The 18,296-nt window shown below is 65.3% G+C and carries 17 protein-coding genes and 1 tRNA gene; 10 read left to right on the top strand and 8 right to left on the bottom strand.

Going from position 1 to position 18,296, the window contains the following annotated elements; all coding sequences use genetic code 11:
- Nucleotides 1–11: 11 nt before the first annotated feature.
- From QUV25_RS06770 to hemC, 3 genes are read right to left on the bottom strand one after another with little or no spacing between them, the layout of a single operon-like run.
- Nucleotides 12–1,310: a uroporphyrinogen-III C-methyltransferase gene (locus QUV25_RS06770; RefSeq protein WP_300862589.1), complete on the bottom strand. Its 1,299-nt coding sequence runs from the start codon at nucleotides 1,308–1,310 to the stop codon at nucleotides 12–14.
- Nucleotides 1,303–2,124 (bottom strand): uroporphyrinogen-III synthase, encoded by an 822-nt coding sequence (locus QUV25_RS06765; RefSeq protein ID WP_366945641.1) that lies wholly within the window; start codon nucleotides 2,122–2,124, stop codon nucleotides 1,303–1,305. The genes QUV25_RS06770 and QUV25_RS06765 overlap by 8 nt, the downstream gene beginning before the upstream one ends.
- 52 nt (nucleotides 2,125–2,176) lie before the next feature.
- Entirely contained in the window at nucleotides 2,177–3,139 is a 963-nt protein-coding gene (hemC, locus tag QUV25_RS06760) for a hydroxymethylbilane synthase (protein WP_300862585.1), read from the bottom strand.
- Nucleotides 3,140–3,265: 126 nt separating this feature from the next.
- Here hemC and QUV25_RS06755 point away from each other — a divergent pair, with 126 nt between their 5' ends.
- From QUV25_RS06755 to QUV25_RS06725, 7 genes are all read left to right on the top strand, one after another.
- Nucleotides 3,266–6,199, top strand: a complete 2,934-nt coding sequence (locus QUV25_RS06755; RefSeq protein WP_300862584.1) for a phosphoenolpyruvate carboxylase — start codon at nucleotides 3,266–3,268, stop codon at nucleotides 6,197–6,199.
- 173 nt (nucleotides 6,200–6,372) lie between these two features.
- Nucleotides 6,373–7,227, top strand: coding sequence for a 3',5'-nucleoside bisphosphate phosphatase (locus tag QUV25_RS06750; protein WP_300862581.1), 855 nt, complete (start codon nucleotides 6,373–6,375; stop codon nucleotides 7,225–7,227).
- Between the two features lie 4 nt (nucleotides 7,228–7,231).
- Nucleotides 7,232–8,140, top strand: a complete 909-nt coding sequence (locus QUV25_RS06745) for a DMT family transporter (RefSeq protein WP_300862580.1) — start codon at nucleotides 7,232–7,234, stop codon at nucleotides 8,138–8,140.
- 28 nt (nucleotides 8,141–8,168) lie between these two features.
- Nucleotides 8,169–8,804 carry an L-threonylcarbamoyladenylate synthase gene (locus QUV25_RS06740; RefSeq protein WP_300862578.1) on the top strand — a complete coding sequence of 212 codons (636 nt, stop codon included), beginning with the start codon at nucleotides 8,169–8,171 and terminating at the stop codon, nucleotides 8,802–8,804.
- Between the two features lie 74 nt (nucleotides 8,805–8,878).
- On the top strand, nucleotides 8,879–9,547 hold the full coding sequence (locus tag QUV25_RS06735) for a site-2 protease family protein (RefSeq protein WP_300862576.1): 669 nt from the start codon (nucleotides 8,879–8,881) through the stop codon (nucleotides 9,545–9,547).
- Nucleotides 9,548–9,562: 15 nt separating this feature from the next.
- The gene (locus tag QUV25_RS06730; RefSeq protein ID WP_300862574.1) at nucleotides 9,563–10,864 is read left to right on the top strand and encodes a tryptophan--tRNA ligase; all 1,302 of its coding nucleotides are present in this window, start codon (nucleotides 9,563–9,565) and stop codon (nucleotides 10,862–10,864) included.
- Between the two features lie 179 nt (nucleotides 10,865–11,043).
- On the top strand, nucleotides 11,044–11,637 hold the full coding sequence (locus tag QUV25_RS06725) for a response regulator transcription factor (RefSeq protein ID WP_300862573.1): 594 nt from the start codon (nucleotides 11,044–11,046) through the stop codon (nucleotides 11,635–11,637).
- A gap of 25 nt (nucleotides 11,638–11,662) precedes the next feature.
- On the opposite strand, the gene QUV25_RS06720 is transcribed toward QUV25_RS06725, so the two are convergent.
- The gene (locus tag QUV25_RS06720; protein ID WP_300862571.1) at nucleotides 11,663–13,093 is read right to left on the bottom strand and encodes a HAMP domain-containing sensor histidine kinase; all 1,431 of its coding nucleotides are present in this window, start codon (nucleotides 13,091–13,093) and stop codon (nucleotides 11,663–11,665) included.
- A 104-nt stretch (nucleotides 13,094–13,197) separates the two neighbouring features.
- Here QUV25_RS06720 and QUV25_RS06715 point away from each other — a divergent pair.
- Nucleotides 13,198–13,289, top strand: a tRNA-Ser gene (locus QUV25_RS06715).
- Between the two features lie 59 nt (nucleotides 13,290–13,348).
- Here the strand turns inward: QUV25_RS06715 and serS are convergent.
- The 3 genes from serS to QUV25_RS06700 are packed head-to-tail and all read right to left on the bottom strand — an operon-like array spanning nucleotide 13,349 to nucleotide 16,127.
- On the bottom strand, nucleotides 13,349–14,659 hold the full coding sequence (serS, locus tag QUV25_RS06710; protein ID WP_300862568.1) for a serine--tRNA ligase: 1,311 nt from the start codon (nucleotides 14,657–14,659) through the stop codon (nucleotides 13,349–13,351).
- A 50-nt stretch (nucleotides 14,660–14,709) separates the two neighbouring features.
- Entirely contained in the window at nucleotides 14,710–15,681 is a 972-nt protein-coding gene (ispH, locus tag QUV25_RS06705; RefSeq protein WP_300862566.1) for a 4-hydroxy-3-methylbut-2-enyl diphosphate reductase, read from the bottom strand.
- Nucleotides 15,681–16,127, bottom strand: a complete 447-nt coding sequence (locus QUV25_RS06700) for an FKBP-type peptidyl-prolyl cis-trans isomerase (protein WP_300862565.1) — start codon at nucleotides 16,125–16,127, stop codon at nucleotides 15,681–15,683. The genes ispH and QUV25_RS06700 overlap by 1 nt, the downstream gene beginning before the upstream one ends.
- A 120-nt stretch (nucleotides 16,128–16,247) precedes the next feature.
- Between QUV25_RS06700 and radC the strand changes: the two genes are divergently transcribed.
- Both radC and QUV25_RS06690 read left to right on the top strand, forming a co-directional pair.
- On the top strand, nucleotides 16,248–16,940 hold the full coding sequence (gene radC, locus QUV25_RS06695) for a DNA repair protein RadC (protein WP_300862564.1): 693 nt from the start codon (nucleotides 16,248–16,250) through the stop codon (nucleotides 16,938–16,940).
- Between the two features lie 202 nt (nucleotides 16,941–17,142).
- Complete coding sequence (locus tag QUV25_RS06690; protein ID WP_300862562.1) at nucleotides 17,143–17,772, top strand: Smr/MutS family protein; 630 nt, start codon at nucleotides 17,143–17,145, stop codon at nucleotides 17,770–17,772.
- Between the two features lie 27 nt (nucleotides 17,773–17,799).
- On the opposite strand, the gene QUV25_RS06685 is transcribed toward QUV25_RS06690, so the two are convergent.
- Nucleotides 17,800–18,270 (bottom strand): TIGR02281 family clan AA aspartic protease, encoded by a 471-nt coding sequence (locus QUV25_RS06685; RefSeq protein ID WP_300862559.1) that lies wholly within the window; start codon nucleotides 18,268–18,270, stop codon nucleotides 17,800–17,802.
- Nucleotides 18,271–18,296 lie beyond the last annotated feature (26 nt).

Below are 18,296 nucleotides of genomic sequence, written 5' to 3'. Positions count from 1 at the left end.
ACGGCGGTCCATCAGCGACCTCCCGCGGCCGTGGCCAGGGCAGCCAGGCTTTCTTCGGGTCGCGGTAACTCCACGATCAGCAACTCTTCACGCAGCTTGGCGAGCTGAGCCTTCGCCGCAGCCACCGCTGGCGACTGCGTGTCGAAATAGCGTGTGAGCGCTGCATCGACCGCAGTCAGGTCGGCCTGGGCCGATGCTGCCTGCCGAGCCAGCAGGCCCAGGCGCGCATTGAGCAGCTTCAGCTTGAGGTTTTCTCGGAGGAAAAACGCCTGTTCGGTGGCCAGCAAGGCCGCCTCGGGCTGGTCAATGCGGCTGACGCGCACCAGGTCGCGACTGGACCGAACCACATCGGTCCAGGCCCGATTCCACAAGCGGCGCCAGTTCGCAAGCCAGCCGGAGGTGGTTGCAGCGGTCGGCTCGGCAGCGGGCACGGCTTCGGTCGAGGCAGCGCTCGCCTCGCTCGCAGCCGGCGGTGCCTCAACGGCCAGCGTCGGCGTGCCGGCCGCTTCGGGCGAGGTGGGCGTGGTGAACGCTGCAGAGACGGTGACCGCGACGGTTGCAGAGACGGCGCTGGCAAGGCTGGCTTGCGGCCTCGGGCCCACCTGGTTCGCCACTGGCCAGTCGTCCACCTGACGGGCCAGCTCGTCCAGCCGCAGCACCACCGACGGCACATCGGCCACAGCAGCGCCTTTGACGCGATCTATGTCGCGGGCGATGGCGCGCTGCACCGGATTGAGGCGCGGCTGGGCGGCACGACCGATGCGCTGATCGGCGGCCTGCAGGGCCGACAGCAGCGGCGCGACGCTGCCGGTGAGCTGAGCCTGCTGCTGCGCCAGGCGCAGCGTCGACTCAATGTCTTGCACGAGGTTGTCGTCGCGCGAGCGGGACAAGGTGAGCATCAGCTCTTCGAGCTGGCTGCGCTGCAGGCTGACTTCGGACAGCCGCACCTCGGCCACCGTGAGGCGGGCTTGCAGCTCTTTGGTCAAGGCCTCGGCCTGGCCGCTGATCTGGCGCGCCTGATCGGCCAGCGACACGCTTTCCTGGCTGCGACGCGCCAGCTCGCGCTGGGTGGCGTCCAGCCGCTGCCACAGCAGCCCCCCCACTACCAGCGCCAGCGCAGCGATAACCAGGGCCAGGCCTGCCAGCACGCCAGGCCAGCGTGCCCGCGCTCGGCGACCAGCCGGCTGTGAAGCGGACGGTGCTGGTGCTGGTGCTGGTGACGCGGGCGTGCCCTGCGCCGGCTCAGCGGCAGCCGGTGCAACGGACGGAGCGTCCTGAGAAGGGGGAGGGGTGGGTTGCTGATCACTCATGGCGCTTCAGCAATTCTAGGCTGCGCAGCACATCGGCCAGCGCTGGCCGGCTCTCGGTCACGTTGCCGAAGCCAACTGCTCGCGCCGCCTCGGCAATGCGCGGGTGCGTGACGAGCGCAGCGGCCTGCGTCCAGTCGGTAGAACTCATCACCTGCTTGAGGTGGTTCACCGCTTCGGAGCTGCTGAACAGCCAAAGGTTTCCCGGGGCTGCGGCCGCCTGCGCGCTGGCGTGCTCGGCCATCGACCACATCGGCGCCCGGCGCTCGTATGCCACACAGGTTTGCACCTGCGCACCCGCCGCTTCGCAGCGCCGGATCAGCCAGTCGCGCCCCGTGCCTGCCACCACCGATTCGGGCGGCGCGTTCTCCACGCCAGCGGAGTGGCCGCGCACGATCAGGACCCTGGCACCGGGCTTGAGCTGGGACGCGATCACCGGCCAGAGGTGCTCGGAGTCGAATTGAGAAGCGTCGGGGGGCGGCGAGTCGATGCGGTCCTCACCCACCCCCAGAGAATGCAGGGCGTTTGCCAGCGCGCGCGCCGTGCCTGGGCCGGGCGCCCAGAACCGCGTGCGCCGTCCACCAGCTGGAGGGCTGTCTACACCAGCGGCAAAAAAGTGATGAACCGCTGCCGCACTGACCAACATCACCGCGTCCGCCTGCCAGCAGGCACGGCGCTGCCGATCCAGCCAGGCCAGCGCCTGCGGGTCGGTGGGTTCACCGATCTCGATCAACGGCAGAACCGTCACTGCCCAACCCTCGGCCTGCAAAGCGCGAGCCCAGTTGTGCGCCTCCCGTTCAGGCCGAGTGACGACCACTCGCCTCACCCAAGCGGCATCAGGACGCGAAACGGCGCCCGCCGCCAAGGCCTCAGGCCCCCGACGCTGGCGGATGCGCGCCGGCGGCGCGCAGAGCACCCGCCGCGCGCTGCCCGAGCGCCTCAGCCTGCACCAGGTCCTGCACCGGTGCCCGCTCGCACACCCGCACCACCGGTTGATGGCCTTCGGGATCGCCCCAGGCAGCATCCAGCTGCAAAACACCATCGTTGGCCCAGTGGGCGTAGGCCGCCAGCGGCATGGAACAGCTGCCACCCATGGCCCGCGACACCGTACGCTCGGCGGCGACCCGCTGCCAGGTGGGCATATGCACCAGCGGCGCCAAGGCCTGCAACAGATCCGCTCGGTCTGCGCGCACCTCAATGCCCAGCGCGCCCTGGCCCGCAGCGGGCAAGGATTCGGCGGGCTCGAAGCTGTGGCGGATGCGGCTCTCCAGCCCCAAGCGCTTCAAGCCGGCAGCGGCGAGCACGATGGCGTGGTACTGGCCTTCGTCGAGCTTGCGCAGCCGCGTGTCCAGGTTGCCCCGCAGCGGCTCGATGCGCACATCCTGGCGGCCCAGCGCATCCAGCGCCTCGCGCAGCAGCACCAGCCGGCGCAGGCTGGAGGTGCCTACGATGGCATTCGGGGGCAGCTCAGCCAGCGACGCACAGACCGGCGACACCCAGGCGTCGCGCGGGTCTTCGCGCTCCATCACGCAAGCCAGGACAAAGCCCTCGGGCAGGTCCATCGGCACATCCTTGAGCGAATGCACCGCGATGTCGGCGCGGCCCTCTTCGAGCGCCACCTCCAGCTCCTTCACGAACAGCCCCTTGCCCCCGACCTTGGACAGACTGCGGTCCAGGATCTGATCGCCTTTGGTCGTCATGCCAAGCAGGGCCACTCGGTGGCCCAGGCCGGTGAGCAGCGCCTGCACATGCTCCGCCTGCCAGAGCGCGAGACGACTTTCGCGGGTGGCGATGGTGATGGACAGCGCATCCAAGGGCTTTGAAAACGACACGATGGGAATCCAAAAAAATAGGCCCGGCCGACGCGGGCAGTTTCGTACCGGATTGGTAATGGCACAGGTGTTTTTGGATGCTAGCATGGCCCTTCGCCACCACTTCGAACATCCCAAGCGCCCCGCATGAGCCGACCTACTGCCCGACCTTCCGCCGCCTCTGTCCGCCGCAGCGATACCAAACGACCGGCTCAGGAAAACGACAAAGACCAGCCACTGATCGACGACATCCGACTGCTGGGCCGCATTCTCGGCGACGTGATCCGCGAACAGGAAGGCGCACCCGCCTTTGAGCTGATCGAACGCATCCGCCAGCTCTCGGTGGCGTTTCGGCGCCACGACGACCACGACGCCGACCGTGCACTCAAAAAGCTGCTCAAAGGCCTGAGCGGCGACCAGACGGTGAGCGTGATCCGCGCCTTCACCTACTTCAGCCACCTGGCCAACCTGGCCGAAGACCGTCACCACATCCGCCGCCGTGCCGTCCACGAGCGCGCCGGGGCGCTTCAGGAAGGCAGTCTGGCGCTGGCGCTGCAGCGCCTCAAGAGCGCCGGCATCGCACCCGCCACCGTGCTGGGCATGCTGGAGCACAGCCACATCTCGCCGGTGCTCACCGCCCACCCCACCGAGGTGCAGCGCAAGAGCATCCTGGACGCCGAGCGCGCCATCGCCCGCTTGCTCAACGACCGCGACAACCGCCTGCCGCGCGAGCTGGCAGACATCGAGGCGCAGATCCGCGCCCGCGTCACCCAGCTATGGCAGACGCGCCTGCTGAGATTCACCAAGCTCACCGTCGCCGACGAGATCGAAAACGCGCTGAGCTACTACGAAGCCACCTTCCTGACCCAGATTCCGCGCCTCTACCAGGAACTGGAGGACGGCCTGGGCACGGCGGATCAAGGCGCGCCCGACATCCCGCCATTTTTGCGCATGGGCCAGTGGATCGGCGGCGACCGCGACGGCAACCCGTTCGTGACCGTCGACACCCTTCAGCTGGCCCTGCACAGCCAGGCGGAAATGGTGCTGCGCCACCACCTCACGCAGGTCCACCTGATGGGCAGCGAGCTGTCGATGTCGGCCATCCTCACCCCAGTCAGCCCGGCCATGCAGGCACTGGCCGAGCGCTCTCCCGACACCAACGCGCACCGCCAGGACGAGCCCTACCGCCGCGCCCTGACTGGCATCTACGCGCGCCTTGCAGCCACGCTCACCGAGCTCACTGGCAAGGAGGCCGCGCGCCATGCAGTCGCGCCGCAAGATCCCTACCTCAGCGCGACCGAATTCCTTGCCGACCTGCGCACCATTGAGGCATCGTTGATGGCCAACCACGGCGTGGCCCTGGCCCGCGCACGGCTGCGCCCGCTGATCCGGGCGGTGCAGGTGTTTGGCTTTCACCTTGCGACCATCGACCTGCGCCAGAGCTCGGACAAACACGAGGCCGTGGTGGCCGAATTGCTGAGCACGGCGCGCATCGCACCCGACTATTCCGGGCTGGACGAGGCGTCCAAGTGCGCTTTGCTGCTGCAACAGCTCAACGATGCTCGCCCACTGCGCGTGCTGGGTGTCGAGTATTCGGAACACGCCCGCAGCGAACTCGCCATCTTCGAGGCCGCACGCCTGGGTCGCGAGCGCTTCGGCACCCAGGCCATCCGGCACTGCATCATCAGCCACACGGAAACCGTGAGCGACCTGCTGGAAGTGCTCATACTGCAGAAAGAGACCGGACTGATGCGGGGCCTGCTGTCGGAAGACGCAACCTGCGACCTGATCGTGGTGCCGCTGTTTGAAACCATCGAAGACCTGCGCAACGCAGCACCCATCATGCGCGACTACTACGCCCTGCCGGGCGTGCGCTCCATGGTGTTGCGCGGCCAGCCCGGGGGCTACCATGAGCAGGACATCATGCTCGGGTACTCCGACAGCAACAAAGACGGCGGCATCTTCACCAGCAACTGGGAGCTCTACCGCGCCGAGCTCGCGCTGGTGGACCTGTTCAACACACTGAACCAGGAAGAGGACCGCCCGCCACCGAGCGCGGGCGCAGGCAAGGGCCGCGGCGGCAAGGCCGCGACCGTCCTGCCCGGCGTTGGTGCGCAGCGCATCCAGCTGCGCATGTTCCACGGCCGAGGTGGCACGGTGGGGCGCGGGGGAGGCCCGAGCTACCAGGCCATCCTGGCTCAGCCACCAGGCACGGTGCGCGGCCAGATCCGCCTGACCGAACAGGGCGAGGTGATCGGCTCCAAGTACGCCAACCCTGAAATCGGACGCCGCAACCTGGAAACCCTGGTCGCAGCCACGCTGGAAGCCACGCTGCTGCCCACCACGCGCAACGCGCCTCAAGCGTTCCTGCAGGCAGCAGCGGAGCTCTCCCGCCTCAGCATGGGGGCCTACCGCACCCTGGTCTACGACACGCCCCGGTTCGCCGAGTATTTTTTCTCCGCCACGCCGATCCGCGAGATCGCGGAGCTCAACATCGGCTCGCGCCCGGCGTCGCGCAAGGCCACGCAGAAAATCGAAGACCTGCGCGCCATTCCGTGGGGCTTCAGCTGGGGGCAGTGCCGCCTCACGCTTCCGGGTTGGTACGGCTTCGGGACCGCAGTGGAGACCTTTCTGCAGCAAAACGGCCCACAAGGTGTGGACGCGCAGACCACCTTGCTGAAGAAAATGGTCAAGCAATGGCCGTTCTTCAGCACCTTGCTCTCCAACATGGACATGGTGCTGGCCAAGAGCGATCTGGCACTGGCCTCGCGCTATGCCGAACTGGTGGACGACAAGCGGCTGCGCAAGCAGGTATTCACCGCCATCGAGTCGGAATGGCACCGCACGGCCCGCGCGCTCTCGCTCATCACCGGCGAAGAGCAGCGGCTGGTGAACAACGCCGCGCTGCGGCGCTCCATCACACACCGCTTCCCCTACATCGACCCGCTGCACCACGTGCAGGTCGAGCTGATCCGACGCTACCGTGCCGGTGCACAAGACCCCGAGAGCGATGGCAAGGTGCGTCGAGGCATCCACATTTCGATCAACGGAATCGCCGCTGGACTGCGCAACACGGGCTGAGCCCCGCCGCGCCGAACAAAGCCCACCCTGCGCCACCTGCGGCCTCATCCCTCCGGGACGACATCCGCGACCTGCCCTAGCCAGCTCCGTGGTGTTGCGGACGGAGACACCGGTGGCGTCGTGTCTATCGGCTCGTGTCTGCGCCAAATGGCGGCGCTCCGTAAAATGGCGCGATGAGTCACCTGATCAACGCCGACCTGCATTGCCATTCCACCGTTTCAGACGGCACGCTGGATCCTGAGGTGCTGGCGCAGCGGGCCAAGGCCAACGGTGTCGAGCTGTGGGCGCTCACCGATCATGACGAGCTGGGCGGGCAGGCACGGGCCATGCAGGCCGCGCGCGAAGCGGGCCTGGGTTACCTCACCGGCGTCGAGATTTCGGTCACGTTTTTGCACGTCACGGTGCACATCGTTGGCCTGGGCGTGGATCCCACCAACCCCGAATTGCTCGGAGGCCTGCGCGCGACCCGGGGCGGTCGTGAAGAGCGCGCCCGCGAGATGGCGGCAGGGCTGGCCAAGGTGGGTATCGAGGGAGTGTTTGAAGGCGCGCTGAAATACGTGGGCAACCCAGAACTGATTTCGCGCTCGCATTTCGCACGCTACCTGGTGGAAGCCGGCGTGTGCAGTGACATCAGCGCGGTGTTTCGCAAGTACCTCACCGAAGGCAAACCCGGCTTTGTGCCACACCGCTGGGCCAGTCTGGGCGATGCGGTGCGCTGGATCACCCAGGCCGGTGGCATGGCCATCATTGCCCACCCGGCCCGCTACGACTTCACGCCAACGCAGGAGTACGCGCTGTTCACCGAATTCAAGGCCCACGGTGGCCAAGGCGTCGAAGTGCTGACGGGCGCGCACAGCCCTGCCGACGCCCTGAAGTACGCGGCGATGTGCCAGGAGTTCGGCCTACTGGCTTCGCGCGGCAGCGATTTCCACAGCCCGGAAGAAAGCCGCATTGATCTCGGCGGGCTGCCCGACCTGCCAGGCAACCTCACCCCAGTATGGGAACACCTGCAGTCGCGCATTCATTGATCCGATGAGCGACAACAGCGCCCGCGTGGCACCGAGTGCCTTGGCGGGCATTCTTTTTCTCGTGACGGCCGTGGCCTGCTTCGCCGTGCTCGACACGACGGTGAAATACGTCGGCGCGACCGTGTCGGTGGTGGTGTCGGTCTGGTTCCGCTACGCCTTCCAGGCGGTGGCTGTGAGCGCCTTCATGTTGCCTCCCCAACGAAGGCGGCTGCTGCGCACCGCGCATCCGCGCTTCCAGGCGCTGCGCGGCGTGCTGCTGACCGCCATCAGCGCGCTGGCCTTCATCAGCCTGCAGTACATGCCGGTGGGCGCGTTCACTGCCATCATCATGACCGCGCCTCTGGTGGTCACGCTGCTGGCCGCGGTATTTCTCAACGAGAGGGTCAGCACCCTGCGCTGGATGCTGGTGGCCGGCGGTTTCGCCGGCACGTTGCTGATCGTGCGCCCGGGCGGTGCCGTGCTTGGGTGGGCCAGCCTGCTGCCGCTCACCCTGGTGGTGATGTACGCCTGGTTCCAGATCCTCACCAGCAAAATGGCGCGCACCGAAAACCCGCTGACCATGCACTTCTACACCGGCTGGGTCGGGGCCGTGCTCTCCTCGCTGGTGTTGCCGCTGTTCTGGACCGTGCTGCCCGATGGCAAGACCCTGGCCCTGCTGATCCTGATCGGGCTCATGGGCACGGTCGGCCACTTTCTCCTGATTCTCGCTTTCGCGCGCACGCAGGCCTCCACCCTCACGCCGTTCCTCTACAGCCAGGTCGGTTTCGCCATGTTGGGCGGCTGGCTGGTTTTCGGCCACATCCCTGGCGCCTGGGAGTTCGGGGGGATTGCTCTGATCGTGCTGTGCGGTGCCACCGCCAGCTGGATCACCGCGCGCGAGAAGCGTCTGCCGGTGGAGGTGCCGGAGCCCTGAAGCGCCGGGGCCTGCGAAAATCGATGCCATGTCCCAATACTTCGAGGTCCACCCCGACAACCCGCAGCCCCGGCTGCTCAAACAGGCTGTGGCTCTGCTCGCTCGCGGCGGCGTACTGGCCGTGCCGACCGACTCCAGCTACGCCCTGGTCTGCCACCTTGACGACAAGGCAGCGGCCGACCAGTTGCGGCGAATCCGGCAGGTGGACGACAAGCATCACCTCACCCTGCTCTGTCGCGACCTGAGCGAGCTGGCCAATTACGCCAGGGTGGACAACCGCCAGTACCGGCTGCTCAAGCTGGCCACACCGGGGCCCTACACCTTCATCCTCGAAGCCAGCAAAGAGGTGCCCCGGCGCGTGAGCCACCCCTCGCGCAAGACCATCGGATTGCGCGTGCCCGATCACAACACCTTGCTTGCACTGCTCGATCTGCACAACGGCGCGCTGCTGGCCACAACACTGATCGCGCCTGGTGAAACCGAGCCGCTGAACGACGCGCATGCCATCCGAGACCGGTTTGAGCACGAGCTGGCCGGCGTGCTGGACGCAGGCGCCTGCGCACTGGAGCCCACCACCGTGGTCGACCTCACGCCCATGGGTGCAGGCGGAGAGCCCGAAATTGTGCGGGTGGGGCGCGGCCCCTTGGCGCCCCTGGGGCTTTGAGGCAGGCCATCGCGTGCTGAACCCGGGGCTCGCGAGCCCATGGGAGACAATAGCGGTTTGCCCCACGGTCTCCCATGGATTTCGCTCAGATCATTCAAAGTATTGCGGTCAATGCCATCCCGCTGCTGTTTGCCATCACCCTGCACGAAGCGGCGCACGGCTATGCGGCACGTCGTTTCGGTGACAACACGGCCTATCTCATGGGCCGGATCACGCTGAACCCTCTCAAGCACATCGACCCTGTGGGCACGATCGGCATGCCGATCCTGCTGTACTTCGCCACCGCTGGTGCCTTTTTGTTCGGCTACGCCAAGCCAGTGCCGGTCAATTTCGGCCGTCTGCGCAACCCCAAGCGAGACATGATTTGGGTGGCGCTGGCTGGCCCTGGCTCCAACTTGGTACAAGCGGTGTTGTGGGCCACGCTGGGCTATTTGCTGGCGGGCGCGGGCCTGGAAGAAGAGTTCTTTTTTCTGGTGGTTGAAGCGGGCATCAAGTGGAACCTGATTTTGCTGATCTTCAATCTGCTGCCGCTGCCGCCTCTGGACGGCGGTCGCATCCTGGTGGGCTTGTTGCCTCCGGGGCCATCGCTGGCGGTCGCGAAGGTCGAGCCATACGGCTTTTTTGTGCTGCTCGCACTGGTGTTCACCGGTGTGGTCCAGACCTACTGGTTGCAGCCGCTGTATGTCGTCTTCAATCAGATCATTGCATTGCTGCTGACTCCTTTGCGCATGCTCATTCTTTGAGCTCCCTGTCTCCTCATGAAAATCCAACGCGTCCTCACCGGCATCACCACTTCGGGCACCCCCCACCTGGGCAACTACGTGGGCGCCATTCGGCCTACCGTACGCGCCAGCCGCCTGGCCGAGGTTGAGAGCTTCTATTTCCTGGCCGACTACCACGCCCTCATCAAGGTCGGCGACCCAGCCCGAGTGCAGCGCTCCACGCTGGAAATTGCCGCCACCTGGCTGGCCTGCGGGCTCGACCCCGAAAAGGTCACCTTCTACCGCCAGTCGGACATCCCCGAAATCCCCGAACTCACCTGGCTGCTCACCTGTGTGACCGGCAAAGGCATGCTCAACCGGGCCCACGCCTACAAGGCATCGGTGGACAAGAACAGCGGCGCCGGGGAGGATCCGGACGCAGGTGTCACCGCCGGCCTGTTCATGTACCCAGTGCTCATGGCCGCCGACATCCTGATGTTCAACGCCCACACCGTCCCTGTGGGCCGCGACCAGGTGCAACACATCGAAATGGCGCGCGATATCGCGGCCAGCTTCAATCACCTCTACGGTGATCATTTCACGCTGCCCGAGGCAGCCATTGAGGACAACGTGGCCTTGCTGCCCGGTCTGGATGGTCGCAAGATGAGCAAGAGCTACGACAACACCATTCCCCTGTTTGTCCCTCGTGACCAGCTCAGAAAGCTCATCATGGGCATCCTGACCGATTCGAAAGCACCGGGTGAGCCGAAAGCGGTGACGGGTTCGGCGGTGTTCCAGCTGTTTCAGGCTTTTGCCAGCGCAGAAGAAAGTGCCGAGTTTGCCCAGGCGTTTGCCCAAGGCATCGCCTGGGGCGACGCCAAACAGCGGCTGTTTGAACGCCTGGACCAGGAAATCGCGCCACTGCGAGCGGTCTACGACGAACTGATCCAGGACCCGGCCCGCATTGAACAGATGCTGCAACAGGGCGCAGCCAAGGCGCGCGCCATCGCCAGCCCGTTCACCGCCCGCCTGCGCCATGCCGTGGGTTTGCGGCGACTCGACGCTGGCCAAACAGCCTCAATCACGGCATCGGGACGCAAGGTGGCGCTGCCCAGCTTCAAACAGTACCGGGAAGCAGACCAGCGCTTCTATTTCAAGCTGGTCGATGCCCAGGGTCAATTGCTGCTGCAAAGCACGGGTTTTGAATCCCCCAAGGCCGCGGCACAATCGATGGCACGCATTCGCCAGGAGGGCCTGGCCTGCCTGGACGATCTGTCCGCCCAGCTGAGCTTTCAGGCGGGACCAGAGGCACTGAAGAGCGCGTTATCGCAACTCAGCGCGGTCGACGCCAAGTCCTGAATCGGATACCCTGCTCTTATGTGCTGTTCGCATGCATCAGAACGAACACAGGCAAGCCTTTTGCTAGCAAACGCTTACCTGAGGCTGGATGGTCATCAGCCGCTATGAACTATCGCCAAATGCCACCTTTGTCGATATGCTCTGTCTTGAGATAACAATTCTTCACACGTCGGGTTTCCATGAGTATTTTTGTCATTGATGACCATCCGCTGATGCGAGAGGCCGTCGTCATGCTGTTGCGCCGCCTGCGCACCTCCACACAGGTCGTCGAACTGGAGCGCCTTGCCTCGGTCAGCAAGGCGATCGCCGAGCACGGCGACCCCGAACTGGTCTGTCTCGATCTCAAGCTGCCGGACACCAACGGTGTCTCGGGCGTTCGCGAAGTGCGCCAGATGCTGCCCGACACCTCGCTCATCGTCTTGTCCGCATCTCCCGCCTCCGACTACGAAGACCTCGCGCGCGAAGCCGGTGCCGACGCCTACGTGGAGAAATCCGCTGGCGCCGCACAGATCGCCAAGGTCTTGCGCGAATTCCTGACCGAAGAGGTCGAAGACGAAAATGCGCCCACCGTGCCCGACAAGCTCTCCAAGCGCCAGAAGCAGCTCTTGGTGATGCTCGACCGTGGGCTGTCCAACAGGGATATCGCAGAACAACTGCAGATCAGTGAACACACGGTGAAAGTGCACCTGTGGCGCCTGTTCCGCCGCCTCAACGTCAAGAGCCGTTCGCAAGCCAGCCACCTGGCGCGAACAGCCGGTCTGCTCGACCACTGATTTCGCCTCTGCCGCCGACTCAGGCTCAGGCGGTGGCGCGCACCAGGGTGGCCTCGGGTGCCTCGTCCGGTTTGGTCTGTGTGAAGGCAGGCAACATCACCCGGAACACACTGCCTCGACCAGCGACCGAGTTCAGTGCCAGCTGATAGCCCATCAGCGTCGCCAGCTTGGAGACGATGGTCAGTCCCAGGCCCAGACTGTCCTCGGTGCCGTGGTGCTGTGAGACCCGGAAAAACTCCTGGAAGATGGCCTGCTGGTGTTCGCGAGCAATGCCCACTCCTGTGTCCCAGACCTCAAACACCAGCATGTCCTCGCGATGGCGCAAGGCCAACAGCACGCCACCCGCCTGGGTATGGCGCAAAGCGTTGGACACGAGGTTGCCCAACATGCGCCGCAGCACCACCGGATCGGCCCAGATCGTGGTGGGCCGGGTGTGGGTGCGAAGCTTCAGCGATTTGGAGCGGGCCACGGGTTCAAACTGCATCGCCACATCGGCAAACAGCTGCTGCACGTCCACATGCTGCAGCCGCACCTTGTAGTTGCCGGCGTCGATGCGGGTGAGGTCGAACAGCGAATCGAACAGCTCGTTGATGGCTCGCGTGGACTGAAGAATGCGCGGGGCAATGTCACTCGCCATTTCAGGTTCGCTGGCCAGCCAGTCGGCGTAGAGGCTGAGCGCGTGCACCGGCTGGCGCAGGTCGTGGGCAGCCGAGGCCAGAAACCGGTTCTTGGTCGCCACGGCGCGCAGTGCAGCGCGGGTCTGCTGGGTCAGGGAGTCGATCAGTTCCTGATTGGAGAACTGCAGTTCGAAGCTGGCGCGGTGAACTTGGTGCAGGCGTTCGCCTGCAATACGCAACAGCCACCAGAAAATGAGCATCAGCAAGACGATCACCACCACGAGCTGGCGATCGGTTTGCAGCGCGACACCCAGCAGATCGGGCAGCACCAGACCCGCCAGCGAAGCACCGATCAGCATGTTGGTGTATTGCCGCAGCAGCGGCAGGTAGGGCGCAAACGAGGTCAGCGAGATCATGCCGTGACCCAGGATCACCACGCCGACGATGAACTGGGTCTGCACGCTGGCCTGCTGGAAAGTGATGGCAACCGACAGGCCCCACAACAGGCCCACCGCGCCCCAGGTCCAGCCATAACGATCGATGAAGGTCATTCGCATCGGGCCTTCCACGCTGTCGTAGCGCAGGCGGTACTGCCCGATCATGCGAAAGCGGTAGATCAGTACCGCCCCCAGGGTGCCCGCCCAGAGCGCCAGCACGGAGGGGTGCACCTCGCCCATCATCAGGTAGACCATGATGGGCAAGGCACCGGCAGCGGCCAGCAGCGCCGGCATGGCGCCATCCATGACCACGCCGATCAGCTGAGAGTTGACCCACTCCTCGCGCACCTCGGGTGAGGCAGGCAGATGCTGATGGGTGGCCGGCTGGGTATCAACAAGCATGGGCGAGGCGATGGAGCAAGGTTCGTCATTGTCGCACCGCACTGCTGCGGATCGATTACCTGAAAAGCAGGCCTGCGCACTGCTAGAATCTTAGGCTTCGACGCGGAGAGGTGGCAGAGTGGTCGAATGCACCGGATTCGAAATCCGGCGTACAGTTTCTACTGTACCGAGGGTTCGAATCCCTCCTTCTCCGCCAAAAGCGACTCCCAAAAAAGCCCGGCATGCCGGGCTTTTTGCATTCCGAAGTCGAACCCGTCAGCCGCTCAGCCGCTCCAGACCACCCAGGTAAGGCCGCAGCACCTCAGGCACCTGCACGCTGCCATCGGCCTGCTGGTAGTTCTCCAGCACGGCCACCAGCGCTCTGCCCACGGCCAGACCCGACCCATTGAGCGTGTGCACCAGTTCGTTTTTTCCCTGGGCATTCTTGAAGCGCGCTTGCAGTCGCCGCGCCTGGAAGGCTTCGCAGTTCGAGATGGAGCTGATCTCGCGATAGGTGCCCTGCGCCGGCACCCAGACTTCGAGGTCGTAGGTCTTGCTGGCACCAAAGCCCATGTCGCCGGTGCACAGGCTCATCACGCGGTACGGCAGGCCGAGCTTTTGCAGGATGGCCTCGGCGTGGCCGGTCATGGCCTCAAGTGCCTCGTAGCTCCGATCGGGGTGCACGATCTGCACCATCTCGACCTTGTCGAACTGGTGCTGGCGGATCATGCCTCGCGTGTCGCGGCCCGCGCTGCCAGCTTCTGAGCGGAAACACGGGGTGTGGGCGGTGAGCTTGATCGGCAGCTCGGCCTCAGCCAGCACGGTGTCGCGCACCACATTGGTCAGTGTGACTTCACTGGTGGGAATCAGGTAGAGCTGCTGGCTGTCCTCGGCGCCTTCCTGGCCGCCCTTGTTGACGGCAAACAGGTCGGCCTCGAACTTGGGCAACTGCCCAGTGCCTCGCAACGTCTCCGCGTTGACGATGTAGGGGGTGTAGCACTCGGTGTAGCCGTGTTCCTGCGTCTGCACATCGAGCATGAACTGGGCCAGGGCGCGATGCAGCCGGGCGATGGGGCCACGCATGAAGGTGAAGCGGGCCCCAGCGAGCTTGGCGCCGGTTTCGAAATCGAGACCCAGCGCCTCGCCAATATCGACGTGATCGCGCACCTCGAAATCGAAGCTGCGCGGCGTACCCCAGCGGCGAACCTCCACGTTGCCCTCTTCGCCCGCGCCCAGCGGCACGCTTTCGTGCGGCAGGTTGGGCACCGCCAGCAGCAGGGCCTGCAGCTCGGACTGAAGTGCATCCAGCCGCTGGGCCGATTGCTCGAGCTCGCTCTTGAGTTCACCCACCTGCGCCATGACCGCATCGGCCTCGGCGTGTTGGCCCTTGCCCTTGAACATGCCGATCTGCTTGGACAGGCTGTTGCGCTGGCTTTGCAGCTCTTCCGTGCGGGTCTGCAGCGATTTGCGCTCGGCTTCCAGCGCCCGGTAGGCGGCCACATCGAGATAGGGCTGGGGTGACTTGCGCGTCTGCAGGCGCGCGACCACGGTGTCGAGGTCTTTTCGGAGGTGAACGATGTCTAGCATGCGGCGATTGTAGTTTTGCGCCGCTGGTTATCCGGCGGTGCCTGTGCCGTTCAGCGCAGATGATCGAGCGGCTCGGCGTCCTCGCCAGCGATCTTCAGCCCCTTGGGCAAGGGGAACTTGATGGTCTCGGTGAGGCCGTCCATGGTGCGCACCGAGATGGCACCCAGGGCCTTGATGCGGTCGACCACCTGGCGCACCAGGATTTCGGGCGCCGAAGCGCCAGCAGTCAGGCCCACGCGCGCCTTGCCTTCAAACCAGTGCGCCTGCAGTTCGTCGGCACTGTCAACCATGTAGCTCTCCGTGCCAAGTTTCCAGGCCACTTCCCGCAGCCGGTTGCTGTTGGAGCTGGTAGGGCTGCCCACGACGATGACCACATCCACCTGGGGACTGAGCAGCTTGACCGCATCTTGGCGGTTTTGGGTGGCGTAACAGATGTCCTGCTGCTTGGGTTCCCGCACCAACGGAAAACGCGCTTTCACGGCGCTGAGAATCTCTGCCGCATCATCCACCGACAGGGTGGTCTGCGTCACCACGGCGAGCCTGGACTCCTGAGACGGAGCCACTCGCGCCACGTCGGCCACGTCTTCCACCAGGTGGATTCCGGTGTCGAGCTGGCCCATCGTGCCCTCCACCTCGGGGTGACCTTTGTGGCCGATCATGATGAATTCATAGCCCTCGCGGTGCAGCTTGGCCACCTCGACATGGACCTTGGTCACCAACGGACAGGTGGCGTCAAAGATGGTGAAGCCCCGCTGGCGAGCCTCTTCCTGCACCGCCTTGCTCACACCATGGGCGGAAAACACCAGCGTGGCGCCCGGAGGCACATCGTTCAGGTCTTCAATGAAGATCGCGCCCTTTTCCTTGAGGTCGTTGACCACGTAGGTGTTGTGCACGATCTCATGCCGCACGTAAATCGGCCTGCCAAATTTGGCCAGCGCACGCTCGACGATTTCGATCGCACGGTCCACTCCGGCGCAAAAGCCTCGCGGCTCGGCCAACACGATCTCCTGAGCCTGACTCATCACAACACTCCGATCAACTGAACTTCAAATTGCACCGGCTGGCCAGCCAGCGGATGGTTGAAGTCGAACAACACCGCTCCGTCTTCGCGAACCTGCACCGCAGCGCCTGCGTAGCTGCCCAGGCCATCGGGCGTGGGGAACTGCACCACGTCACCCACCGAATACTGCTCGTGAGGGTCACCCAGCTCGCTCAGCAGTTTGCGCGCCACCCATTGGATCATCTCCGGCTGGCGCTCGCCAAACGCCTCGCCGGCTGCCAGCTCGATCACAGCGCGCGTGCCTTCCTCCAGGCCAAGCAAACGCTGCTCGATCGCAGGCGAGAGCTCGCCGGCGCCCAGGCTGAGCGTGGCGGGCTGGCCACCGAAGGTGTCGATGATGACCTGGCCCTTGGGCCCCAACATGCGGTAGTGCAGCGTGAGGAAAGAGCCTTCTTGGACCTGGGACATGGACGGATTGGGGAGGTTGGAGGGGTGAATGAACACCAATGTGCCTGATCATCTTGCTGAGCGCTCAGGCGCGCCAAACCCCGTATTGTAAAAAGCGGCACCTCGCCGGGAGCACACGCCATGGATGGCCTTGTCACGAACGGGCTGAAAAGTCTGCCGCAGGACGCGCGACCGCGCGAAAAACTGCTGGCGCGAGGCCCTTCGGCGCTCAGCGACGCCGAGTTGCTCGCTTTGCTGCTGCGCACCGGGCTGCCGGGCAAACATGTGATCCAGCTTGCGCAGGAGCTGCTGGATCGTTTTGGCGGCGTGGCCGGCCTGCTGCACACCGGCATCGAAGCGCTCAAGGCCATCAAGGGTCTGGGGCCTGCCAAGCGGGCCGAAGTGGTGGCGGTGCTGGAGCTCGCACGACGCGCGCTTGCGCAGGAACTGCGCCAACAGCCGCTGTTCGACAGCCCAAGAGCCGTGCGCGAGTACCTGCAGCTGCAGCTGGGCGCGCGCCAGCACGAGGTGTTTGCGGTGATGTTTCTGGACAGCCAGAACCGGCTGCTCGCGCTGGAGGAGCTGTTTCGTGGCACGCTGACGCAGACCAGCGTGTACCCGCGCGAGGTGGTCCTGCGCGCCCTGCACCACCATGCAGCCGCTCTGGTGCTGGCGCACAACCACCCAAGCGGCACCGCCCAGCCCTCGCGCGCCGACGAGGCGCTGACCCAGTCGCTCAAGGCGGCGCTGGCGCTGGTAGATGTTCGCGTGCTGGACCACTTCATCGTGACGCGGGATCAGGCGACCTCCATGGCCGAACTGGGCATGGTTTAACTCCAGCTCCCCTGCGACGCTGCTCGGCTCGCGCGCTGAAGGATGCCATCCCTGAAATCTGGCAGAGCCGACTCCACGGAGCGTGCTGGTTCAGGCACGCGCCTCTGCTGGCCTCACCCCTTCTGACGAGCAAGTCAAGGGCGACTTGCTCGGACAAGGCCATGGCCACAGGGTGATCGCGTCTGCGACACAATGGTCCACCATGAAATTGCGTTCGTTGTCCGAACTCAAGCCGCTGCAGCAGGCCATCGCCCGGCGGGCGGCGGCCGAACTGGCAGCGCGCGAGGCCGAACGCTTGCAGCAAGAACGGCAGGACCGAGAACAGCGGCTCTTCGAGCTCGCAGTGGGCCCTGTGCTGCCGCTGCGCGCGACACGCCGCGTGCAACCCATCCGCTCATCAGCGTTACCCGAGCCGCGACAGCGCCAGCGCGACGAGGCCAATGTCATGCGCGAAGCCCTGTCGGATGAATTCGACGTCGAGACCTTGCTGCACACCGACGATCTGCTGAGCTACCGCGTGCCCAAGCTGGGGCCTGACGTGGTGCGCAAGCTGCGCGAAGGCCGCTGGAGCATCCAGCGCCAGATCGACCTGCACGGCTTACGCACCGACGAAGCCCGAGAGGCACTGGGTCGCTTCATTCGCGAATCGCACCAGAGCGGTCTGCGCTGCGTGCGCGTGGTGCACGGCAAGGGTCTGGGGTCACCGGGCCGCGTACCGGTGCTGAAAAGCCGTGTGCACCGCTGGCTGGTGCAAAAGCACGAGGTGATGGCGTTTGTGCAGGCTCGGCCAGCCGATGGCGGCGCGGGCGCGCTGGTGGTGCTGCTGCGCTGAGGAACCGCTGATGTGTGCAGCGCTTCTTCAACGGGGCATCAACCGCATCTCGGATTTCAGAATCTGGATGTCGTATCGGGAAAGAAAGCTCTGGCCCAGCAAGGCCGTGTCGGTGTCGGCGCCGACCAGGCCGACCGCCACCGTGGCGCCGGGCAAGGCCAGATGTCCCGCCTGCACCGGCACATCGCGCAGCACCCGCCCCGCCAGCGGACCGTTGGCGGTCTGAAAGATCACCGACCGACCTCCGGTCAATGCGGCGCGCTCAGCGAACGTCTCGCTCACTGTGACCGAACTGGCACCGGTGTCCACCAGGAACGAGACCGCTTGCCCGTTCACGCGGCCCTCAACGCGAAAGTGCCCATCGGGCCCACGCGGGATCACCAGCTCGCCATCGGCGCCGCTGTGGGCAGCGTACCTGGCCAAACGGCGCTGCTCGTAAGCGTCGAACCCCAGATACAACAACCCCATCAGCAGCAACCAAAATGCGGTGATGCTCAAGGCGCCAAGCCGCGCGGTGCGTACCA

It is taken from the genome of Hydrogenophaga sp., from assembly GCF_030373245.1.
In the GTDB taxonomy this organism is placed as follows: domain Bacteria; phylum Pseudomonadota; class Gammaproteobacteria; order Burkholderiales; family Burkholderiaceae_C; genus Hydrogenophaga.
This window is presented reverse-complemented; position numbering and strand designations above follow the sequence as displayed.

Excerpts from the sequence above, each read along its gene's own strand:
- QUV25_RS06770 (WP_300862589.1), bottom strand. The coding sequence starts at position 1,310 with ATGAGTGATCAGCAACCCACCCCTCCCCCTTCTCAGGACGCTCCGTCC.
- QUV25_RS06755 (WP_300862584.1), top strand. The coding sequence starts at position 3,266 with ATGAGCCGACCTACTGCCCGACCTTCCGCCGCCTCTGTCCGCCGCAGC.
- QUV25_RS06750 (WP_300862581.1), top strand. The coding sequence starts at position 6,373 with ATGAGTCACCTGATCAACGCCGACCTGCATTGCCATTCCACCGTTTCA.
- QUV25_RS06745 (WP_300862580.1), top strand. The coding sequence starts at position 7,232 with ATGAGCGACAACAGCGCCCGCGTGGCACCGAGTGCCTTGGCGGGCATT.
- QUV25_RS06740 (WP_300862578.1), top strand. The coding sequence starts at position 8,169 with ATGTCCCAATACTTCGAGGTCCACCCCGACAACCCGCAGCCCCGGCTG.
- QUV25_RS06735 (WP_300862576.1), top strand. The coding sequence starts at position 8,879 with ATGGATTTCGCTCAGATCATTCAAAGTATTGCGGTCAATGCCATCCCG.
- QUV25_RS06730 (WP_300862574.1), top strand. The coding sequence starts at position 9,563 with ATGAAAATCCAACGCGTCCTCACCGGCATCACCACTTCGGGCACCCCC.
- QUV25_RS06725 (WP_300862573.1), top strand. The coding sequence starts at position 11,044 with ATGAGTATTTTTGTCATTGATGACCATCCGCTGATGCGAGAGGCCGTC.
- QUV25_RS06720 (WP_300862571.1), bottom strand. The coding sequence starts at position 13,093 with ATGCTTGTTGATACCCAGCCGGCCACCCATCAGCATCTGCCTGCCTCA.
- serS (WP_300862568.1), bottom strand. The coding sequence starts at position 14,659 with ATGCTAGACATCGTTCACCTCCGAAAAGACCTCGACACCGTGGTCGCG.
- ispH (WP_300862566.1), bottom strand. The coding sequence starts at position 15,681 with ATGAGTCAGGCTCAGGAGATCGTGTTGGCCGAGCCGCGAGGCTTTTGC.
- QUV25_RS06700 (WP_300862565.1), bottom strand. The coding sequence starts at position 16,127 with ATGTCCCAGGTCCAAGAAGGCTCTTTCCTCACGCTGCACTACCGCATG.
- radC (WP_300862564.1), top strand. The coding sequence starts at position 16,248 with ATGGATGGCCTTGTCACGAACGGGCTGAAAAGTCTGCCGCAGGACGCG.
- QUV25_RS06690 (WP_300862562.1), top strand. The coding sequence starts at position 17,143 with ATGAAATTGCGTTCGTTGTCCGAACTCAAGCCGCTGCAGCAGGCCATC.